At 47.9% G+C, this 16,149-nt stretch carries 15 protein-coding genes and 1 pseudogene; all 16 read right to left on the reverse strand.

The window, feature by feature from the left end; genetic code table 11:
- Positions 1–249: 249 nt before the first annotated feature.
- On the reverse strand, positions 250–1,140 hold the full coding sequence (thrB, locus tag VP97_RS18120) for a homoserine kinase (RefSeq protein WP_050183492.1): 891 nt from the start codon (positions 1,138–1,140) through the stop codon (positions 250–252).
- On the reverse strand, positions 1,137–2,201 hold the full coding sequence (thrC, locus tag VP97_RS18125) for a threonine synthase (RefSeq protein ID WP_050183493.1): 1,065 nt from the start codon (positions 2,199–2,201) through the stop codon (positions 1,137–1,139). The genes thrB and thrC overlap by 4 nt, the downstream gene beginning before the upstream one ends.
- Before the next feature lie 2 nt (positions 2,202–2,203).
- Complete coding sequence (locus VP97_RS18130) at positions 2,204–3,502, reverse strand: homoserine dehydrogenase (RefSeq protein WP_050183494.1); 1,299 nt, start codon at positions 3,500–3,502, stop codon at positions 2,204–2,206.
- Positions 3,503–3,679: 177 nt separating this feature from the next.
- Complete coding sequence (locus VP97_RS18135; RefSeq protein ID WP_050183495.1) at positions 3,680–5,170, reverse strand: pectate lyase family protein; 1,491 nt, start codon at positions 5,168–5,170, stop codon at positions 3,680–3,682.
- Positions 5,171–5,211: 41 nt separating this feature from the next.
- Positions 5,212–5,961, reverse strand: a complete 750-nt coding sequence (locus VP97_RS18140) for an NRDE family protein (protein ID WP_050183496.1) — start codon at positions 5,959–5,961, stop codon at positions 5,212–5,214.
- Positions 5,962–6,259: 298 nt separating this feature from the next.
- Positions 6,260–6,616 (reverse strand): DUF779 domain-containing protein, encoded by a 357-nt coding sequence (locus tag VP97_RS18145; protein ID WP_050183497.1) that lies wholly within the window; start codon positions 6,614–6,616, stop codon positions 6,260–6,262.
- 58 nt (positions 6,617–6,674) lie between these two features.
- Positions 6,675–8,192: an aldehyde dehydrogenase gene (gene adh, locus VP97_RS18150; protein ID WP_050183498.1), complete on the reverse strand. Its 1,518-nt coding sequence runs from the start codon at positions 8,190–8,192 to the stop codon at positions 6,675–6,677.
- Between the two features lie 93 nt (positions 8,193–8,285).
- Positions 8,286–8,720 (reverse strand): annotated as a pseudogene (locus VP97_RS18155) (zinc-binding dehydrogenase); the annotation flags it as partial.
- 273 nt (positions 8,721–8,993) lie between these two features.
- Entirely contained in the window at positions 8,994–9,662 is a 669-nt protein-coding gene (locus VP97_RS18160; RefSeq protein WP_050183499.1) for a phosphatase PAP2 family protein, read from the reverse strand.
- 75 nt (positions 9,663–9,737) lie between these two features.
- Entirely contained in the window at positions 9,738–10,724 is a 987-nt protein-coding gene (gene dapF / locus VP97_RS18165; RefSeq protein WP_050183528.1) for a diaminopimelate epimerase, read from the reverse strand.
- A 405-nt stretch (positions 10,725–11,129) separates the two neighbouring features.
- Positions 11,130–12,347: an NCS2 family permease gene (locus tag VP97_RS18175; protein ID WP_050183501.1), complete on the reverse strand. Its 1,218-nt coding sequence runs from the start codon at positions 12,345–12,347 to the stop codon at positions 11,130–11,132.
- A 157-nt stretch (positions 12,348–12,504) separates the two neighbouring features.
- Positions 12,505–12,975 carry a 6,7-dimethyl-8-ribityllumazine synthase gene (ribH, locus tag VP97_RS18180; protein WP_050183502.1) on the reverse strand — a complete coding sequence of 157 codons (471 nt, stop codon included), beginning with the start codon at positions 12,973–12,975 and terminating at the stop codon, positions 12,505–12,507.
- Positions 12,975–14,183, reverse strand: a complete 1,209-nt coding sequence (locus VP97_RS18185) for a bifunctional 3,4-dihydroxy-2-butanone-4-phosphate synthase/GTP cyclohydrolase II (protein WP_050183503.1) — start codon at positions 14,181–14,183, stop codon at positions 12,975–12,977. Before VP97_RS18185 ends, ribH begins: the two co-directional genes overlap by 1 nt.
- A 12-nt stretch (positions 14,184–14,195) precedes the next feature.
- Positions 14,196–14,840: a riboflavin synthase gene (gene ribE / locus VP97_RS18190; RefSeq protein WP_050183504.1), complete on the reverse strand. Its 645-nt coding sequence runs from the start codon at positions 14,838–14,840 to the stop codon at positions 14,196–14,198.
- A 4-nt stretch (positions 14,841–14,844) separates the two neighbouring features.
- The gene (gene ribD, locus VP97_RS18195) at positions 14,845–15,921 is read right to left on the reverse strand and encodes a bifunctional diaminohydroxyphosphoribosylaminopyrimidine deaminase/5-amino-6-(5-phosphoribosylamino)uracil reductase RibD (RefSeq protein WP_050183505.1); all 1,077 of its coding nucleotides are present in this window, start codon (positions 15,919–15,921) and stop codon (positions 14,845–14,847) included.
- Entirely contained in the window at positions 15,918–16,052 is a 135-nt protein-coding gene (locus VP97_RS24785; RefSeq protein ID WP_281175119.1) for a hypothetical protein, read from the reverse strand. Before VP97_RS24785 ends, ribD begins: the two co-directional genes overlap by 4 nt.
- Positions 16,053–16,149: the final 97 nt, after the last annotated feature.

The raw sequence follows: 16,149 nt of genomic DNA on the forward strand, positions 1-16,149 counted from the left end.
AAAAATTGTCTATGCAGGCGATGCTGACTTTTGCTGCCATGAATTTGAAGAAGCTGGCCTGCTGGACATGGAAAGGTCCAGTAGCATCATAAAAATAGACCCTCGCAGAGGGCAAAATGCACGATTCTCGCCCATTTTGCAGTTAGTTTCCAAGAAAACCTCATCAAAATTTAAAAAGGGACTTGGAATGAGGCCATTCCAAGTCCCTTTTGTCTACAGTCTGACCGGCGGAAATTTCCGCCGGTTTTTTTATTGCCACACTGGGCCGTTTGCTTCCACATTCAATTGTAAAATATCACAGTCTGGAAACCGCTCCTTGAAAGCCGATGCAATCGCTGCACCTTTGCCGAGCGGCGCCAGAGTCAAAACGGTCGGGCCTGCACCGCTGATAACCGTCGCATACGCCCCGAGCTCTTTCGCCTTCTCGCGCGCTGGAGCAAATTCTTTAATAAGTGCAGCACGGTACGGCTCATGAAAAACATCACGTTCCATCATACGGCCGGCTGTATCATAATCCCGCTGCATAAACGCCGCTGTGAGCATATTGGAAACCGCACTGGCTAAAACCGCGTCCTTACGGCTGAACGAATCCGGCAAAACGTTGCGTGCATCTTCCGTTTTTAATTCATACGGCGGCACAATCGCAATCAAATCTACATCAGGCGCGGGCAAAGACAGCAGCTCCGCCTGCTCTCCCAGCGACACACCGCATACCATACCGCCAAACAGAGAGGCACCGATATTGTCCGGGTGCCCTTCAAATTGATCACCGATGTTTAATTTTTCCGCATCCGTTAACTGTAGGCTGGCAAAGCGGTCGGCAATTTCAATACCTGCTGCAATGGCGGCTGCACTGCTGCCAAGGCCTCTGGCAAGCGGAATCTCACTTTTTAGCACCGCTTCTACCGGCGGCATTTCTACGCCGCGAAGAGCGGCTGTTTTTTTTGCTACGACCGCAATTAAATGGCGGTCATCTTCGGGGAGTCCCGCAAGCAGGTCGGATTCGTGAGAAAATGCCCACTGCTCCGCCTGCTTAACGTCTACCGTTAAATAAAGGTTAAAAGCAAGGCCGATCGAGTCAAATCCAGGCCCTAAATTGGCCGTTGATGCCGGCACTTTCAAAGAGCCGGAAGAAATCATGCTTCCACCACTCCGCGGATAAAGTTAAACACCGCTTCTTCACTGTTTGGCAGAACCGTTGGCTTTTTCTCGATTTGCGCAATCGCTGTTTGCGGATCTTTCAAGCCGTTTCCAGTCAGTACAGCGACAATGTTTGCTCCCTGCTCGATTTCGCCTGATTTCACATGCTTGATGATACCCGCGATCGACGCATTTGATGCAGGTTCTGCAAAAATACCTTCTTCACGTGTCATCATTTCGTATGCTTCTAAAATTTCAGCGTCTGTAACAAAATCGATTTTACCGCCCGACTCATCACGCGCTGCTTCTGCAAATTTCCAGCTGGCCGGGTTACCGATCCGGATTGCCGTTGCCACTGTTTCCGGCTGGGCAATTGGCTCTCCCTGAACGATCGCTGCCGCTCCTTCTGCTTCAAATCCGTGCATGCGCGGAAGGCCCGTGCCGAATTTTTCATTGTATTCTTTAAAGCCTTTCCAGTATGCGGTGATATTACCGGCATTTCCAACCGGGATCGCTAACACATCCGGTGCTTGTCCAAGCTGGTCGCATACTTCAAATGCAGCTGTTTTTTGTCCTTCGATCCGATATGGGTTCACAGAGTTTACAAGTGTAATCGGTGATTTTTCGCTGATATTGCGGACCATTGTCAAAGCTTCATCAAAGTTTCCTTCAATCGCGACAATTTCAGCTCCGTACATCATTGCCTGTGCCAGTTTACCAAGAGCAATTTTGCCGTCAGGAATGACAACAATGGTTTTCATTCCTGCACGCGATGCATACGCAGCCGCTGCGGCAGATGTGTTCCCTGTTGACGCACAGATAACCGTGTTGCTTCCTTCTTCTTTCGCTTTGGCTACTGCCATTACCATACCGCGGTCTTTAAAAGAGCCAGTTGGATTAGCACCCTCTACTTTTACGTGAATGTTCACACCGAGTTTTTTAGAAATATTCACAAGCGGAATCAGCGGTGTGTTTCCTTCCATTAGTGAAAGGGCCGGTGTGTTTTCCGTAACCGGTAAAAATTCTTTGTATTGGTGTAATAAACCTTCCCATTTTGCCATAATTATGCTCCTTCTCCTTCAACGCGGTAGAAACTTTCAATTGAACGAACAACCGCCAAGTCTTTGATTTGTTCCTGCATTTGTTTGTAGCTTTCATCTGATGCTCTGTGTGTAACAATAACAATCTCAGCGACACCGTCTTCTTCAAGCGGCAGCTGAAGAATTTTTTCAAAGCTGATGCCATTACTTGAAAACAGCTTCGTCAGCTCAGAAAACGCGCCTACTTCATCGCGAACGTGAAGACGGATAAAGTATTTCGCAAATTTTTCATCTGATGCTTTCAGCTGCTTTTCAAACTGCGGTACAGCGATGCTTTTTCCATTTACACCGAGTCTCATGTTGGTAATAACGGCAACAAGGTCACTGACGATCGACGTTGCTGTCGGAAGTCCGCCGGCACCCGGTCCGTAAAACATCGTTTCACCAACCGCATCTCCGTACACGTAAACGGCATTGTATTCATCGTTGACAGAAGCAAGCGGGTGATTGTTTGATAGGAACGTTGGCTGCACGCTCACTTCAGCTCCGCCATTTTGCTGATCTGCATAGCCAATTAGCTTCATCGTGTAGCCAAGTGTCTGGCCATGTTTTAAATCGCTGTCTGATACTTTAGAAATTCCGCTTACATCTACATCTTCAAGCTCGATATCCATCGAGAAAGCAAGGCGGGCCAGAATTGCCATTTTACGAGCGGCATCAAGACCTTCTACGTCGGAAGTCGGGTCTGCTTCTGCAAAGCCAAGATCCTGTGCTTCTTGAAGCGCCACTTCGTACGACATGCCTTCTTTGTTCATTTTTGTCAGGATAAAGTTGGTCGTACCGTTGACAATCCCCATCATCGTTCTGATTTTATCAGAAGCAAGTCCATCTGCAAGACCCCGGATAATCGGGATACCGCCGGCAACACTTGCTTCATAGTAAAAGTCACAGCCATTTTCTGCCGCTGCCTTCAGCAGTTCTGACCCGTACAGCGCCACAAGGTCTTTGTTCGCTGTCACAACGTGTTTTTTCTGATGAAGTGCATCCAGCAAAAGCTTTTTCGTTTCATCAATACCGCCCATTACTTCGACGATCACATCCACGTCCGGATCGTTGATTACATCATATGGATCAAGTGTGAGGGACTCTTTTGCCAGCTCCACTTCACGCTTTTTCTCAACATTTTTGACCAATACTTTTGTGACTTCAACCGAGCAGCCAACGCGGTGAGCAAGCTGTTCCTGATGATCCTGAATCATCTTGACAACGCCTGTGCCAACTGTCCCGAGACCGAGTAATCCTACTTTTACATTGTCCTTCATCCTAAACGTCACCTCAACTATGTATTTTTCTGATGTACATTTGTTTTTGTATAGTAGACATTATATCGGTCTTTCTACTTGAATACAACCCTATCTTTTGGAAAAATAGAAAAATCACTTTTTTAATAAAACAATATTTTCGCACAATTCTTATATTATAGAAAACAACCGCTCGTTTCAAGCGGTTGTCGTGTTTTTCGATGAAGCGCTCGTTGCACCCGCCGAAATAGAAAGCGGGCATGGTCCACAATTAACAAAACGGGCATTTTCGATCGTCACATATTCCGGTTTGTTCGCGCCGCCGAATACTTTGAGCGCAGCACCAGCTGTAGCAAAATCACGCATGGCTATGTCGCGAATATGCACATGTTTCGCTTTGTATTGAATACCTGCTACAGGCAGATTTTTATAATCATACGCCGGATCACCAACTGCACGCAGCCCGTTCACCACAACATGATGGTAAGCGGACACAGTTAAAACGCGCGGTTTTGATACAGCATATAGCTCTGTGTAAATAGGGTGAATAGAGACAATGCGCGTTGCGGTAATGAACCGGGCTGTTTTTGAATCCGGATCTTCTGCTGCGTGATGGCCGATATGGCGGAAATTAAATGATCGATTGTCGTTTTCGGACAGATGGCCAATAATATGCACATTGGCAGCCGCTGAACTGGTTGCGTGTGCTTTAATTTCTACACCGCCGAAGCAGCGGGCCGACACATTATTCACGAGCCAGACCGTCCGCGAGCCGTCGTCGACTTCAAATCCGTTGGAGTTTGAAATTCCTTTTTTATGGCTGCGCCCTGATGGATCACACATAAAACAATTCGAAATGAAAATGTAGTCACTGTGATGTGTCGTCACGCCGTCGTCCCCAAAGCCGGTTCCCGTACAGCCGTCAATCCAGACAAAGCGGCTTCCGCCTCTGGCGCGGTGGCCGTCTCCCGAATAATCGTACAGGGTCGAGGATACGTCATAGCAATGCAGGCCAGGATTGATCGCATCACAGTTCCGAATCCAGCCGTATGTGACATTTGCAAAAGTTAAACAGCTTGACCGGTTGTTTCCGCTGGATGACTTTTCATCAGGATGAAGCCGCTCAAGCGACCAATCAAGTGTTAACCCTTCTATTAATATGTGATGGTTGCCTTTCACATGATTTTCATTTGTCAGCACAAAGCTTCTTTTCGGGGCCGTGTCCCGGAGCTTTAGGATCGTTTTTCCTACCCCCGCTCCCCTGACGATGGTATTCGATGGAACGTGCAGTTCATCGACGATGTATGTTCCTTCCGCTAAATAAATGGTTTTTCCGCCTCCAGAAAGTGCGCCTTGAATGTCGTCTCCGGGTTTTACATAAACAGTAGAGACGGCCCGCTCTTCCAGCACGCTGTATTCCCGGTCCAGCACTGGCTTCCAATCTGGATAAGCCCCTGTTTCATCTACAAGTGTACGGTGCAGCTGGATCGGTTCCTCTCGTCTAGTCCATAGAGATTTCAAAACGTCAAACAGCGATTTTTTTTCTTCTTCCGGCTTCCATTCTGCCGCTGAAGCAAAAAAAAGGCTGTTTGTTTCCTCGACAGCTTGAAGCAGCGGCAGGCTGTCTTTAAAATAAGCTTCGATCAAATGCATATTTGTTTTTGGATCATGGCTTCTTTTTAAAGGCATGTTTATTTTTCCTTTCTTTTTGAATTTTGCACATAATGTTATTAGTAAAAATCCAAGGTAAAAGATTGTTCTTTAAAGGGTTTGCCCGATTTAAAAGTCCGCTCTGTCCATTGTGCCTGCCGGCAGCTGTTTACCTGGAGGACAGTAGAGCAGCGCGTACCATAGTGCGGGCTTTCAATAAAAATCGGCGACAGCAGCCGTTCCCACTCGATCGTTACCCCGGTGTCTGGCAGAGCCTCATCGGCTGCGCGCTCCCTGTCTTGAAGCATAGAAAACATCTCTTCTTTTCGCCCAAAAGATTCTTTCATTCCCTGCTTAATTTTGACCGTTTTCGGCCACGGCGTATTTAAAAAAGCATTGCTGATGGCATGAATACCTGGTGGAAGACGAAATGGCCGGCTCCCTGATCGGCTGCTGTATACCCATAACGCTTCTATCGTACCGGCAATTACATTAAAACCGGGATAGCGTTTTTTTTCCCTGTCCAGGTTATTCAAAAACACTTCTGCACTTGCCTCGCTTTCTAAAAAAGAACGGACAATATGGCCGCGTGATGCTTTTTCTTTTCCTTCTACGCCCGGCTCCCGGTAATTCGTCAGCGCACAAAAGCGGCCGTTTTTGGAAAGCTCCATCCAGGTGCCACCCTTTTCCAGATCACGCCCCGCTAAAATGGGGGCTTCCTCCCACCAGTGAGAGGGGAGCGTCGGCCGCCCATAAAATTCATCCCGATTTGCTGCCACAACGAGCGGCTTATCTCTGTTCACCTGATAAGCAATGGCAATTAAACACATATGCTTTCCTCATTTCCTTTTTTTCATTATACGCAGGAGTGGCCAAATAGAACAAACAACACAAAAGGATAGTCAGCTATATGAACTTGCTGCAGAAATTAATTTTTAGAAGCGGATTCGCTTCATGAATTCGGAGAGAAAGTATTAAAGATTGCCTGTATGAAAAGCGGCTGTAATAAGCCGGAAGCGGAAGCGAAGAATATCTCGTAAAAAATGTTTGAACACTTAAAGCAAATGAAAAAGCCGCTGTTATTTAAATGAAATGAAACAAGCCCCAGTCTGAAGGGGCCTGTTTCGTTTATATATTGAGCTCACGGCGCTCTTCTTCAGTAAACACACGCGATCTCGTTAAAAACCGTTTTCCCTCCGGCCCTTCAAGTGAAAACATACCGCCCCGCCCATTTACCACATCAATAATGAGCTGTGTGTGCTTCCAGTATTCATATTGGGCGTCACTGATGTAAAACCTGGCGCCGCCAATTTCACCAAGCAGTTTGTCTGAATCTCCCGTTAAAAATTCACCATCCGGGTAGCACATAGGAGAGCTGCCATCACAGCACCCCCCTGACTGATGAAACATAAGCGGTCCATGCTTTTCCTTCAGCTTTTCAATTAACTCTATGGCCTCGGACGTTGCCGTTACACGGTCTACCATGCTTCTCCCCTCCTGACAAAAAGAACGCCGCCGCACAAAAGCGGCAGCGCGTAATGGTTTAAAAGAATCCAAGTGCGTCTTCTGAATAGCTGACAAGCAGGTTTTTCGTCTGCTGGTAATGATTCAGCATCATCAAATGGTTTTCACGGCCGATACCGGACATTTTATAGCCGCCGAATGCCGCATGCGCCGGATACTGGTGATAACAGTTTGTCCACACACGACCTGCTTGAATGCTGCGACCAAACCGGTATGCCCGGTTTTGATGACGGGACCAGACCCCTGCGCCAAGACCGTACAAAGAATCATTGGCGATTTCAAGGGCTTCCGCTTCATCTTTAAAGGTTGTGACCGACACAACCGGTCCGAAAATCTCTTCCTGGAAAATACGCATTTTATTATGGCCTTTGAAAACCGTCGGCTTAATGTAGTAGCCGTTTTCAAATCCTTCCACCGTATTTCGCTCACCACCGGCCAGGCACTCGGCTCCTTCCTGCTTGCCGATATCAAGGTATGACAGAATTTTTTCCATCTGCTCGTTTGACGCCTGTGCCCCCATCATTGTATCCGTATCAAGCGGGTTGCCTGTTTTAATTTCATTCACCCGTTTAATGACGCGTTCCATAAATTTGTCGTAAATATTTTCGTGAACAAGCGCACGGGATGGGCATGTACATACTTCTCCCTGGTTCAGGGCAAACATGACAAATCCTTCGACCGCTTTGTTTAAAAACGCATCATCTTCTTCCATAATGTCATCAAAGAAAATATTCGGCGACTTGCCGCCAAGCTCCAGCGTGACCGGAATCAAATTTTGCGAAGCATACTGCATAATCAAGCGGCCAGTTGTCGTTTCACCGGTAAACGCAATTTTGGCAATTCGTTTATTAGAAGCAAGCGGCTTTCCGGCTTCGAGCCCAAAGCCATTGACAATATTAACAACGCCTGGCGGCAGCAAATCTTCAATTAGCTCCATAAACACCAGAATAGACGCCGGAGTCTGTTCTGCCGGCTTCAAGACCACACAGTTTCCTGCTGCCAGTGCCGGCGCCAGTTTCCATACACCCATGAGGAGCGGGAAGTTCCACGGAATAATTTGGCCGACAACGCCCAGCGGCTCATGAAAATGGTAGGCGACCGTCGTGTCATCAATTTGTGATAGTGAGCCCTCTTGAGCCCGAATCGCCCCGGCAAAATAACGAAAATGATCAATCGCGAGTGGCAGATCCGCATTAAGCGTTTCCCTGACTGCTTTTCCGTTGTCCCATGTTTCCGCAACTGCCAGCATTTCCAAATTTTCTTCCAGACGATCGGCAATTTTATTTAAAATGTTCGCACGCTCGGCCGGCGACGTTTTGCCCCACGCTTCTCTGGCACCATGTGCAGCATCAAGAGCAAGTTCAATATCCTCCGCCTGAGAACGGGCCACCTCACAAAATACTTCGCCTGTCACAGGCGTCGTATTTTCAAAGTACTGGCCGCCAAGCGGTGCTGTCCACTCGCCATTAATGTAATTGTCGTATTTTGCCTTGAATGTAACCTTTGAGCCTTCCTGTCCTGGATTTGCGTAGATCATATACCCTTTCCCCCTTTGAATGATGGAAACTGTTATATAAAACGCTTACATTTCCAAAATAACGGTTCCCTCTATGAATGTCAACCGATCCGCTTACAAAGTGAGCACAATACGCCCATTAATTTTTCCTTGTGTCATTTTGTCGAATACGCTGTTAACCTCATCAAGCGGTGCCGTTTCTACCTGTGCTTTTACTTTACTGCGCGCCGCAAAGTCAAGTGCTTCTTTCATATCAAGGCGTGTACCGACAATAGAGCTTTTTACAGATACGCCATTTAAAACCGTATTAAAAATCGGAATCGGCAGTTCATCATTTGGCAGTCCTACCACAACAAGCGTCCCACCACGCTTTACAGAACGGTATGCCTGCTCAAAGGCTTTTTTCGTGACAGCCACGCTGATCGCCGCCCGCACACCGCCTACTTTTTCGGTAATGGCTTCGGCCGGGTTCTCGTTCATTCCATTCACTACTTCGTCTGCTCCGAGGCTTTTAGCGAGATCTAGCTTTTCATCCGCAATATTAACGGATGGCTTTGGTACATCTTTGATTTCAAGCTGCTGATGAAACGCATTGACAACGGCTGCTTTCATATTTGTTTGGACTTCAGACTGCTGGTTTTCATTGACGGCTGTTGTTTTCATTTGTTCGTTCCCCCTTTTAATTGGTCGTTCGCTTCTTTTATTGCAAGCGTTGTGCCTATAGTGAAAACGCCGACAAAAAGCGCTTTGTCTGCTGCCTGGGCCCCTTTTTTGGCTCACTGGGCCAAAATAACGGCCTGTGCCGTCAAAAAAACGGCTTTCTCAATATTGAGAAAGCCGCCGGTTAAGCCGATACTCGGTAAAGTGAAACAGCATGATCCAAAAAAACAGCCAGGCAGCACCAATAGAAAAGCCTGCCAGCACATCACTCGGGTAATGAACACCGAGGTAAATGCGCGATAAGCCAATTAACACAATCATACATCCGGCCAGGAGCGCCGCCGTTGTTTTTTTCCATTTTCCTTTCACAAGTCGAAACAGCATAAATGAAAGCGCGCCGTAAAAAATAAAAGATCCCATGGAGTGGCCGCTCGGAAAGCTGTAGCCGCCTTGCTCAATCAATGGCAGCACATCCGGGCGCTGGCGTTGAAACAGCCCTTTTAAAAAGCTGTTAAACACGCCGCCGAGCCCATTGACCAGCACAAAAAAAAGCGCCCAGCCGTACCGTCTGCGGACAACAAGAAAAAGAGAAATTGCCCCGGTGGCAATCGTGAAGAATGTGACCGAGCCAAAGCTCGTTAAAAATACCATTCGGCCCGTTCGGCCTTCGTTTATCCAGGACTGCACTTCATGGATGATTTTTGAATCAAACGCTTCTACCTCATTTTCCCGCAAGGCGTCTACTACTTCGAAAAATCCCCACGTAAACAGTACGAGAAACAGGGCTAGCGAGCCGTAATAAGCGTAGGGACGCCAATTTTTTTTTTGCAATCGCCATCTTCCTTTCAAGATTATAACGATTTTATACCCGTAACTGTTTAAAAAAATCCAGGAATCATTCCTGGATTAAAAAACAGTAGAAGCAAGATACGATTCTACTTCCTCGCGCAGCTGCTCGTATGCCTGCTGTTCGGCGAATGCCTCCTGGTTATGAACCGTAAAATGATGCGGTGTATCAAGATCGACATTGATGGTTCCCTGGAACATATATGTCCCGTTTCCGATTAAATCAATGGAGTACTGCCCGTCTTCATGCACATGCACCTCGCAGCGGACTTTTCCACCGTTGTTATACACGTCAATAGGCGTTTCCATTTCATTTAAACCGAGCTGGCATGTGGTAAGCGTAGAAGCGGACATGGCTGTACCACACGCGTTTGTAAAGCCGACGCCGCGTTCAAACGTCCGTACATACAGGGTTCCTTTTTGGATTGGATACACAAAGCTGACATTTACACCATCCGGCGTAATCTCATTTTTTCCATTTAGCTCTTCTGAAATCCGTTTTTGCTCATCAGAAGCAATCAGTTCCCGGTCCGCCACCACAATCAAATGAGGATTCGGTACGGCGAGCGCGGAAAACCGGATAGAATCGGACAGCTCCGGCACGACTTCATCAAACAAGCGCTCCTTTCCGATCGCCATCGGCAAATCGGCCAGGTTAAACAGAACTGGCGATATTTGTACACGATACGCCGGTACGCCTTTATAAATGTCACCATCCCGCTTTACATACAGGTCTGCTTTATTCGTTTCAACGACAATCTCGTTTTTACCGAGTTTGTCGAGTACATACCGCCCATGCAGACGAAGCCCGTTGCCGCACATAGAAGCTTCTGACCCGTCACTGTTGAAAATGCGCATTTTTGCATCGGCCTGTGCACTTTCCATTACAAACACAATGCCGTCTGCTCCAATTCCCTTTTCCCGGTTGCAAAGCGCCAGCGCGAGATCGCGGCGGTTCTCTTCTGTAAATGTATAGGCGTTTGCCCACTCATCAATTAAAATAAAATCATTGCCTGACCCATGGCCTTTAATGTACGAAATCTCCAACATAACTCCCTCTTTCACAGCTGATTTGCTGTTTAGTATAGCAGATTTAAAGCCGTTGGTGTTGGATTTAGAAGTGTTTGTGTGATTTTTAACAAAAGAAAAACCCGTCCCAGGAGGCGGGTTTTCAGACTGTAGACAAATGATTGATAACCGTGCACATGAACAGACTGGATTGGCGTCGTCCAGGCAGCTCCGCTTTCCATGGGGCAGGCGCTGACCCGGACGCCGCCAAGTGGCTTGCAACAGAATTGTATAGAGCGAATAAAGTTGTATTTTTCTTTTTAAAAAAGAGAGAATGTCTATCTAGTTCTTGGCTGATTGATCTTCAACACCACTTATCGGCTCTTTTGTAAAAGTGAAAGAAGTTGTCTACACACTAAAAAACCCGCCTTGAGAGGCGGATTTTTAGTGAACCATTGTATTCATTAGGAACAGCACCGCGATGACATACATCGGAACGGGTACTTCGCGGAATCGTCCGCGGGTCATTTTTAAAAGAGGATACAAAATGAAGCCCGCCGCAATACCATCTGCAATACTTGATGTAAGCGGAATAAGCGCGATAATCGCAAGCGCCGGAATCGATTCGGTCCAATCAGAAAAAGGCAGACGCCGAATATTCATTGTCATCAGCGTGCCGATGATGATTAAAATTGGAGCAACAGCAGAACCCGGCACCATATTCAAATAAGGTGCTGCGATAAACGCAAGCGGAAACAAAAGACCTGCTGTCAGCGGCACCAGGCCTGTCCGTCCGCCGGATGCAATCGGTGCTGCACTTTCTACCGCGGATACATTGGCGCTTGAGCCGGCAAGTCCGCTTGCTACAACGGCAGCGGCATTTGCCTGGATCGTCCGTTTAAATTTCTCCGGCTGTCTGGCCAGGTTTAAATGGCCGTGTACGAGGCCGATGTTTTCAAATAGCAGCACCATTGTCAAAGAAAAAACGGCCGGTACAAAAACAAACGGTGATACACCCTGAAATGTCCAGGCATTCAGGACATCGGCGTAGCTTTCGAGTCCTACACTACCGGATTCATCCGGCAGCGTGCCAAACAGCCAGGCAATGCCTGTACCGGCTGCGATTACCCAGATAAATGTGCCCGGCACCTTGCGCCAATAAAGAATAAGCGCAAAAGCAAGCGTTAAAAGAGCGGCCCAGGAAAATCCAGCTTTTTCCACTCCGATCACAATTAAAAACAAGCCAAGTCCAATCGTGATCGCTTCTTTTAAAGCGCCTGGCACGACCGCATTTAACCTGCCTGCGAGCGGCGTCAGTGTCACGACCGCAAATAAAAGGCCAGCCATAACCGTAACGCCGAGTGCCTGCTGCCATGTCATGCCCATTTCCTGAACAAACGTGTACGTAAACATGGCATTGATCCCCATACCCGGCACGATGATAACCGGTGCATTAGCCCAAAACGCCATGATCAGGCACCCTGCTGCCGCCGAGATAATAGTTGCAGCAGCCGCTGCTTCAAACGGCATACCTGCTTCTGATAAAATGAGCCCGTTCACTGCAATAATGTAAATGACTGTTAAAAAGCCGGTTACACCCGCAGACCATTCCTTCGCGAAGGTTGTTCCATGTTCGCGAAGCTTAAATATTCCTCCATTCATTTTGAAAACCTGCTTACTGTGAAGCGCCCTCTCCCTACCCGCTGAAAGCCCGCTATTCCAGGATAGCGTTAAGGTTCAAAGACTAAAAGCCGCGGCGTCCTGCCGCAACGTCTTTGTGCCCTGCATCCTGCAGGCCTCAGCCACGAAAGCCATTATATCACGCGTCAAATGAGCGGAGCAAGTTCGCCATTTCAATGGCAGACATTGCTGCATCCCAGCCTTTATTGCCTGCTTTTGTGCCAGCACGTTCAATCGCCTGCTCGATTGTATCGGTTGTTAAAAGACCGAAAATTACCGGTACCCCCGTTTGCATGCCAGCCTGCGCCGTGCCTTTTGCAGCTTCACTGCATACATAGTCAAAGTGAGCTGTTGCGCCGCGGATAACGGCACCCAGTGTAATAATGGCATCGTATTTTCCGCTTTCCGCCATTTTTTTCGCCACAATCGGTAGTTCAAACGCACCCGGCACCCAGGCAATATCGATATTCTCTTCTTCAACACCGTGACGGATAAATCCGTCCTGTGCGCCGCCAATCAGCTTGCTTGTAATAAATTCATTGAAACGGCCGGCAACGATGCCTACTTTTAGTCCTGATCCGATTAAATGTCCCTCAAATGTTTTTCCCATTAGTGATTCTCCTCTTCTACGTGTAATAAATGTCCAAGCTTTGAAATTTTTGTTTTTAAATAATGGCGGTTGTCCTTATTGGGCGGCATTTCGATCGGCACACGCTCCACAATATCAAGACCGTATCCGTTCAAGCCGGCAATTTTGCGCGGGTTGTTTGTTAACAGCCGCATTTTGGAAATGCCGAGGTCACGCAAAATTTGGGCACCAATTCCATAATCACGCAGGTCATCTTTAAACCCGAGCTTTACGTTTGCTTCGACCGTATCATATCCCTGCTCCTGCAGCTCATATGCTTTCAGCTTGTTAATAAGCCCGATGCCGCGGCCTTCCTGGCGCATATACAGAAGCACGCCCCGGCCTTCTTCTTCGATCTGTGCAAGCGCCGCATGAAGCTGCGGTCCGCAGTCACAGCGGTGTGAGCCGAAAATATCACCTGTCAGGCATTCGGAATGAACACGGACAAGCACCGGCTCCCCGCCGGAAATGTCTCCTTTTACAAGCGCAACATGATCCTGGCCTGTTAAATCTTCCTCATAGCCAACTGCACGGAAATGGCCAAAGTCGGTTGGAAGCTGAATGTCCGCTTCGCGGCGAATGAGCGTTTCACGACCACGGCGATACGAGACAAGCTGTTCAATTGTGATCATTTTCAAATCGAATTTTTTTGCCATCACTTCAAGCTCCGGCAGGCGGGCCATCGTGCCGTCATCATTCATCACTTCACAAATGACACCAGCCGGCTTGTGTCCGGCCAGTTTCGCCAGATCGACCGCCGCTTCCGTGTGACCCGTTCTGCGCAGGACGCCGCCGGATTTGGAAATTAGCGGAAAAATATGTCCTGGCCGTTTAAAATCAGCCGGCACCGCTGCATCATCTACGATGGCTTTTACTGTGTCTGCCCGTTCAAATGCACTGATTCCTGTCGTCGTGTTGATATGATCGACGCTGACTGTAAATGCTGTACCGTGGCTGTCTGTGTTGCGCTCCACCATCGAGTGGAACTGAAGGCGGCTGGCGATTTGTTCCTCGACCGGCACGCAAATAAGGCCTCGTCCTTCTTTTGCCATAAAATTAATCATAGCACCATCAGCGAGTTCCGCAATGCCGAGAAGGTCTCCTTCATTTTCACGATCTTCATCGTCGACGACAATGATGACTTTTCCCTTCTTTAAATCTGAAATGGCTTCTTCAATTGTTGAAAACATAGATGTTCCTCCTTACAAATAGCCGTTCTCTTTCAATAAATCCATTGTGACGCCTCGCTTGGGCGCCTCTCTTTTCTCAAGCATGCTGCCCACGTATTTTGCCAGCATATCGCATTCAATATTAACCGGATCACCGACACTTTTAGACGCTAAAATCGTCTCATCCTGTGTGTGGGGAATAAGCGAGACCGTCACGCCTTCTTCTGTTACCCCAAAAAGGGTTAACGATGTGCCGTCAAGGGCAATCGAGCCTTTGTACAAAAAGTAACGGCCCAGCTCTTCCGGATACGAGACGGTCACATACAGGGCATTTTCCTCATGCTTTTTCGAAACAATATGGCCGACGCCATCCACATGCCCGGAGACGAAATGTCCGCCAAACCGGCCGTTAGCCGCCATGGCTCTTTCCAAATTTACACGTGCACCTGGCGTAAGCGCCGCAAGAGCCGTTGATGTAAAGGTTTCAGGCATGACATCTGCTGTAAAGTGCGTTTTTGTAAAAGTCGTGACGGTTAAACAAACACCGCTGACTGCAATACTGTCGCCAAGGTGAACGTCCTCGAGCACTTTTTTGGCCGCAATGGTCAGCTGCAGCGACCGTCCACCGCGTACAATGCGTTCAACGGTGCCAAGCTCTTCTATAATTCCTGTAAACATACGATCACCTTTTTTCCATGACAATTTTCAAGTCCGGCCCGATCTGCTCCATGGATACAAAAGCGAGGTCAAGTGCTTCATCCATTGATGACCCGCCCAGCCCTCCGAATGAAGAAGGAGCGGATTTGCCGCCAATGAGCTTTGGTGCCATATACATAATCAGCCGGTTAAACGCACCGATGTCTAAAAAGGAAGCGTTCATTTCAGCTCCTGCTTCTACAAACAGTGTCATAATGTTCATTTTGCCGAGCTCATCGAGCACTGCATCAATCGACATATGAGGCAGGCGGAGCACCGTAACTCCTTCTTCTTCTAATGCACGCTGTTTTTTTGTCTGGGCATCGGACGCGCAGAAAATAATCGTTTTGGCTTCTTTGTTTTGAACAATGTGAAAATCAAGCGGAACGCGCAAATGCGTGTCCAGTAAAATTCGAATGGGGTTTTTTCCTCCCTGGGGCAGTCGGGAAGTTAAGAGCGGATTGTCAAGCAGCACCGTTCCAATACCAGTTAATATAGCATCATGGCGGCTTCTGAGAAGGTGTACGTCTTCTCTGGCAGCTTCACCTGTAATCCAGCGGCTGTGTCCAGTATGAGCGGCCGTTTTGCCATCGGCGGTAACAGCTGTTTTGATCGTTACATACGGACGTTTTGTTTGAATAAAATGAAAAAATGGCGTTAATAATTCATGTGCGCGTCGTTCGCAAATGCCTGTTTCAACCTCAATGCCGGCTTCCTTGAGTTTTTCGATCCCTTTGCCGCCTACAAGCGGATTTGGGTCAACCGCAGCGATAAATACACGGCGCAGTCCCCGATCGATAATCAAGTCTGCGCAGGGCGGTGTTTTACCAAAATGCGCACATGGCTCCAGGGTTACATAAATATCTGCTCCCTGTGCTGCGTCACCTGCCTGCTTGAGCGCGTTCACTTCCGCATGCGCTTCACCCGCTTTTAAATGAGCGCCCATGCCAAGAATTTGGCCGTCTTTTACAACAACGGCGCCAACAGGAGGGTTGGGTGACGTCTGGTAAGCCGCACTTTCGGCAAGCGATAGGGCTAGATTCATATACTCTTCTTTGTTCACGAGAAAAGCACTCCTCCTTTTTTCAATAGACCGCCTGTACACAAGAAAAGCGCAAGGCGCCCGCTTATCGGCTCATAAGGAACAAAAGCTAAAAACGCAGCATCATGCTGCAACGCTTTTGTGATCCACATCGTGTGGACCTCCGATGGCGCCTGGAGCTAGACAAAACAAGCCCCGCATTGACAGTCAATACGGGGCTTTTTAGCATTAGTAAATAAACGTTTCCCT

It is taken from the genome of Domibacillus robiginosus, assembly GCF_000966195.1.
Taxonomy (GTDB): Bacteria; Bacillota; Bacilli; order Bacillales; family Domibacillaceae; genus Domibacillus; species Domibacillus robiginosus.

What these genes read in the sequence shown, in the direction of transcription:
- thrB (WP_050183492.1), bottom strand. Translation starts at nt 1,140, where the DNA reads ATGATTTCTTCCGGCTCTTTGAAAGTGCCGGCATCAACGGCCAATTTA.
- thrC (WP_050183493.1), bottom strand. Translation starts at nt 2,201, where the DNA reads ATGGCAAAATGGGAAGGTTTATTACACCAATACAAAGAATTTTTACCG.
- VP97_RS18130 (WP_050183494.1), bottom strand. Translation starts at nt 3,502, where the DNA reads ATGAAGGACAATGTAAAAGTAGGATTACTCGGTCTCGGGACAGTTGGC.
- VP97_RS18135 (WP_050183495.1), bottom strand. Translation starts at nt 5,170, where the DNA reads ATGCCTTTAAAAAGAAGCCATGATCCAAAAACAAATATGCATTTGATC.
- VP97_RS18140 (WP_050183496.1), bottom strand. Translation starts at nt 5,961, where the DNA reads ATGTGTTTAATTGCCATTGCTTATCAGGTGAACAGAGATAAGCCGCTC.
- VP97_RS18145 (WP_050183497.1), bottom strand. Translation starts at nt 6,616, where the DNA reads ATGGTAGACCGTGTAACGGCAACGTCCGAGGCCATAGAGTTAATTGAA.
- adh (WP_050183498.1), bottom strand. Translation starts at nt 8,192, where the DNA reads ATGATCTACGCAAATCCAGGACAGGAAGGCTCAAAGGTTACATTCAAG.
- VP97_RS18175 (WP_050183501.1), bottom strand. Translation starts at nt 12,347, where the DNA reads ATGAATGGAGGAATATTTAAGCTTCGCGAACATGGAACAACCTTCGCG.
- ribH (WP_050183502.1), bottom strand. Translation starts at nt 12,975, where the DNA reads ATGGGAAAAACATTTGAGGGACATTTAATCGGATCAGGACTAAAAGTA.
- VP97_RS18185 (WP_050183503.1), bottom strand. Translation starts at nt 14,183, where the DNA reads ATGTTTTCAACAATTGAAGAAGCCATTTCAGATTTAAAGAAGGGAAAA.
- ribE (WP_050183504.1), bottom strand. Translation starts at nt 14,840, where the DNA reads ATGTTTACAGGAATTATAGAAGAGCTTGGCACCGTTGAACGCATTGTA.
- VP97_RS24785 (WP_281175119.1), bottom strand. Translation starts at nt 16,052, where the DNA reads ATGTGGATCACAAAAGCGTTGCAGCATGATGCTGCGTTTTTAGCTTTT.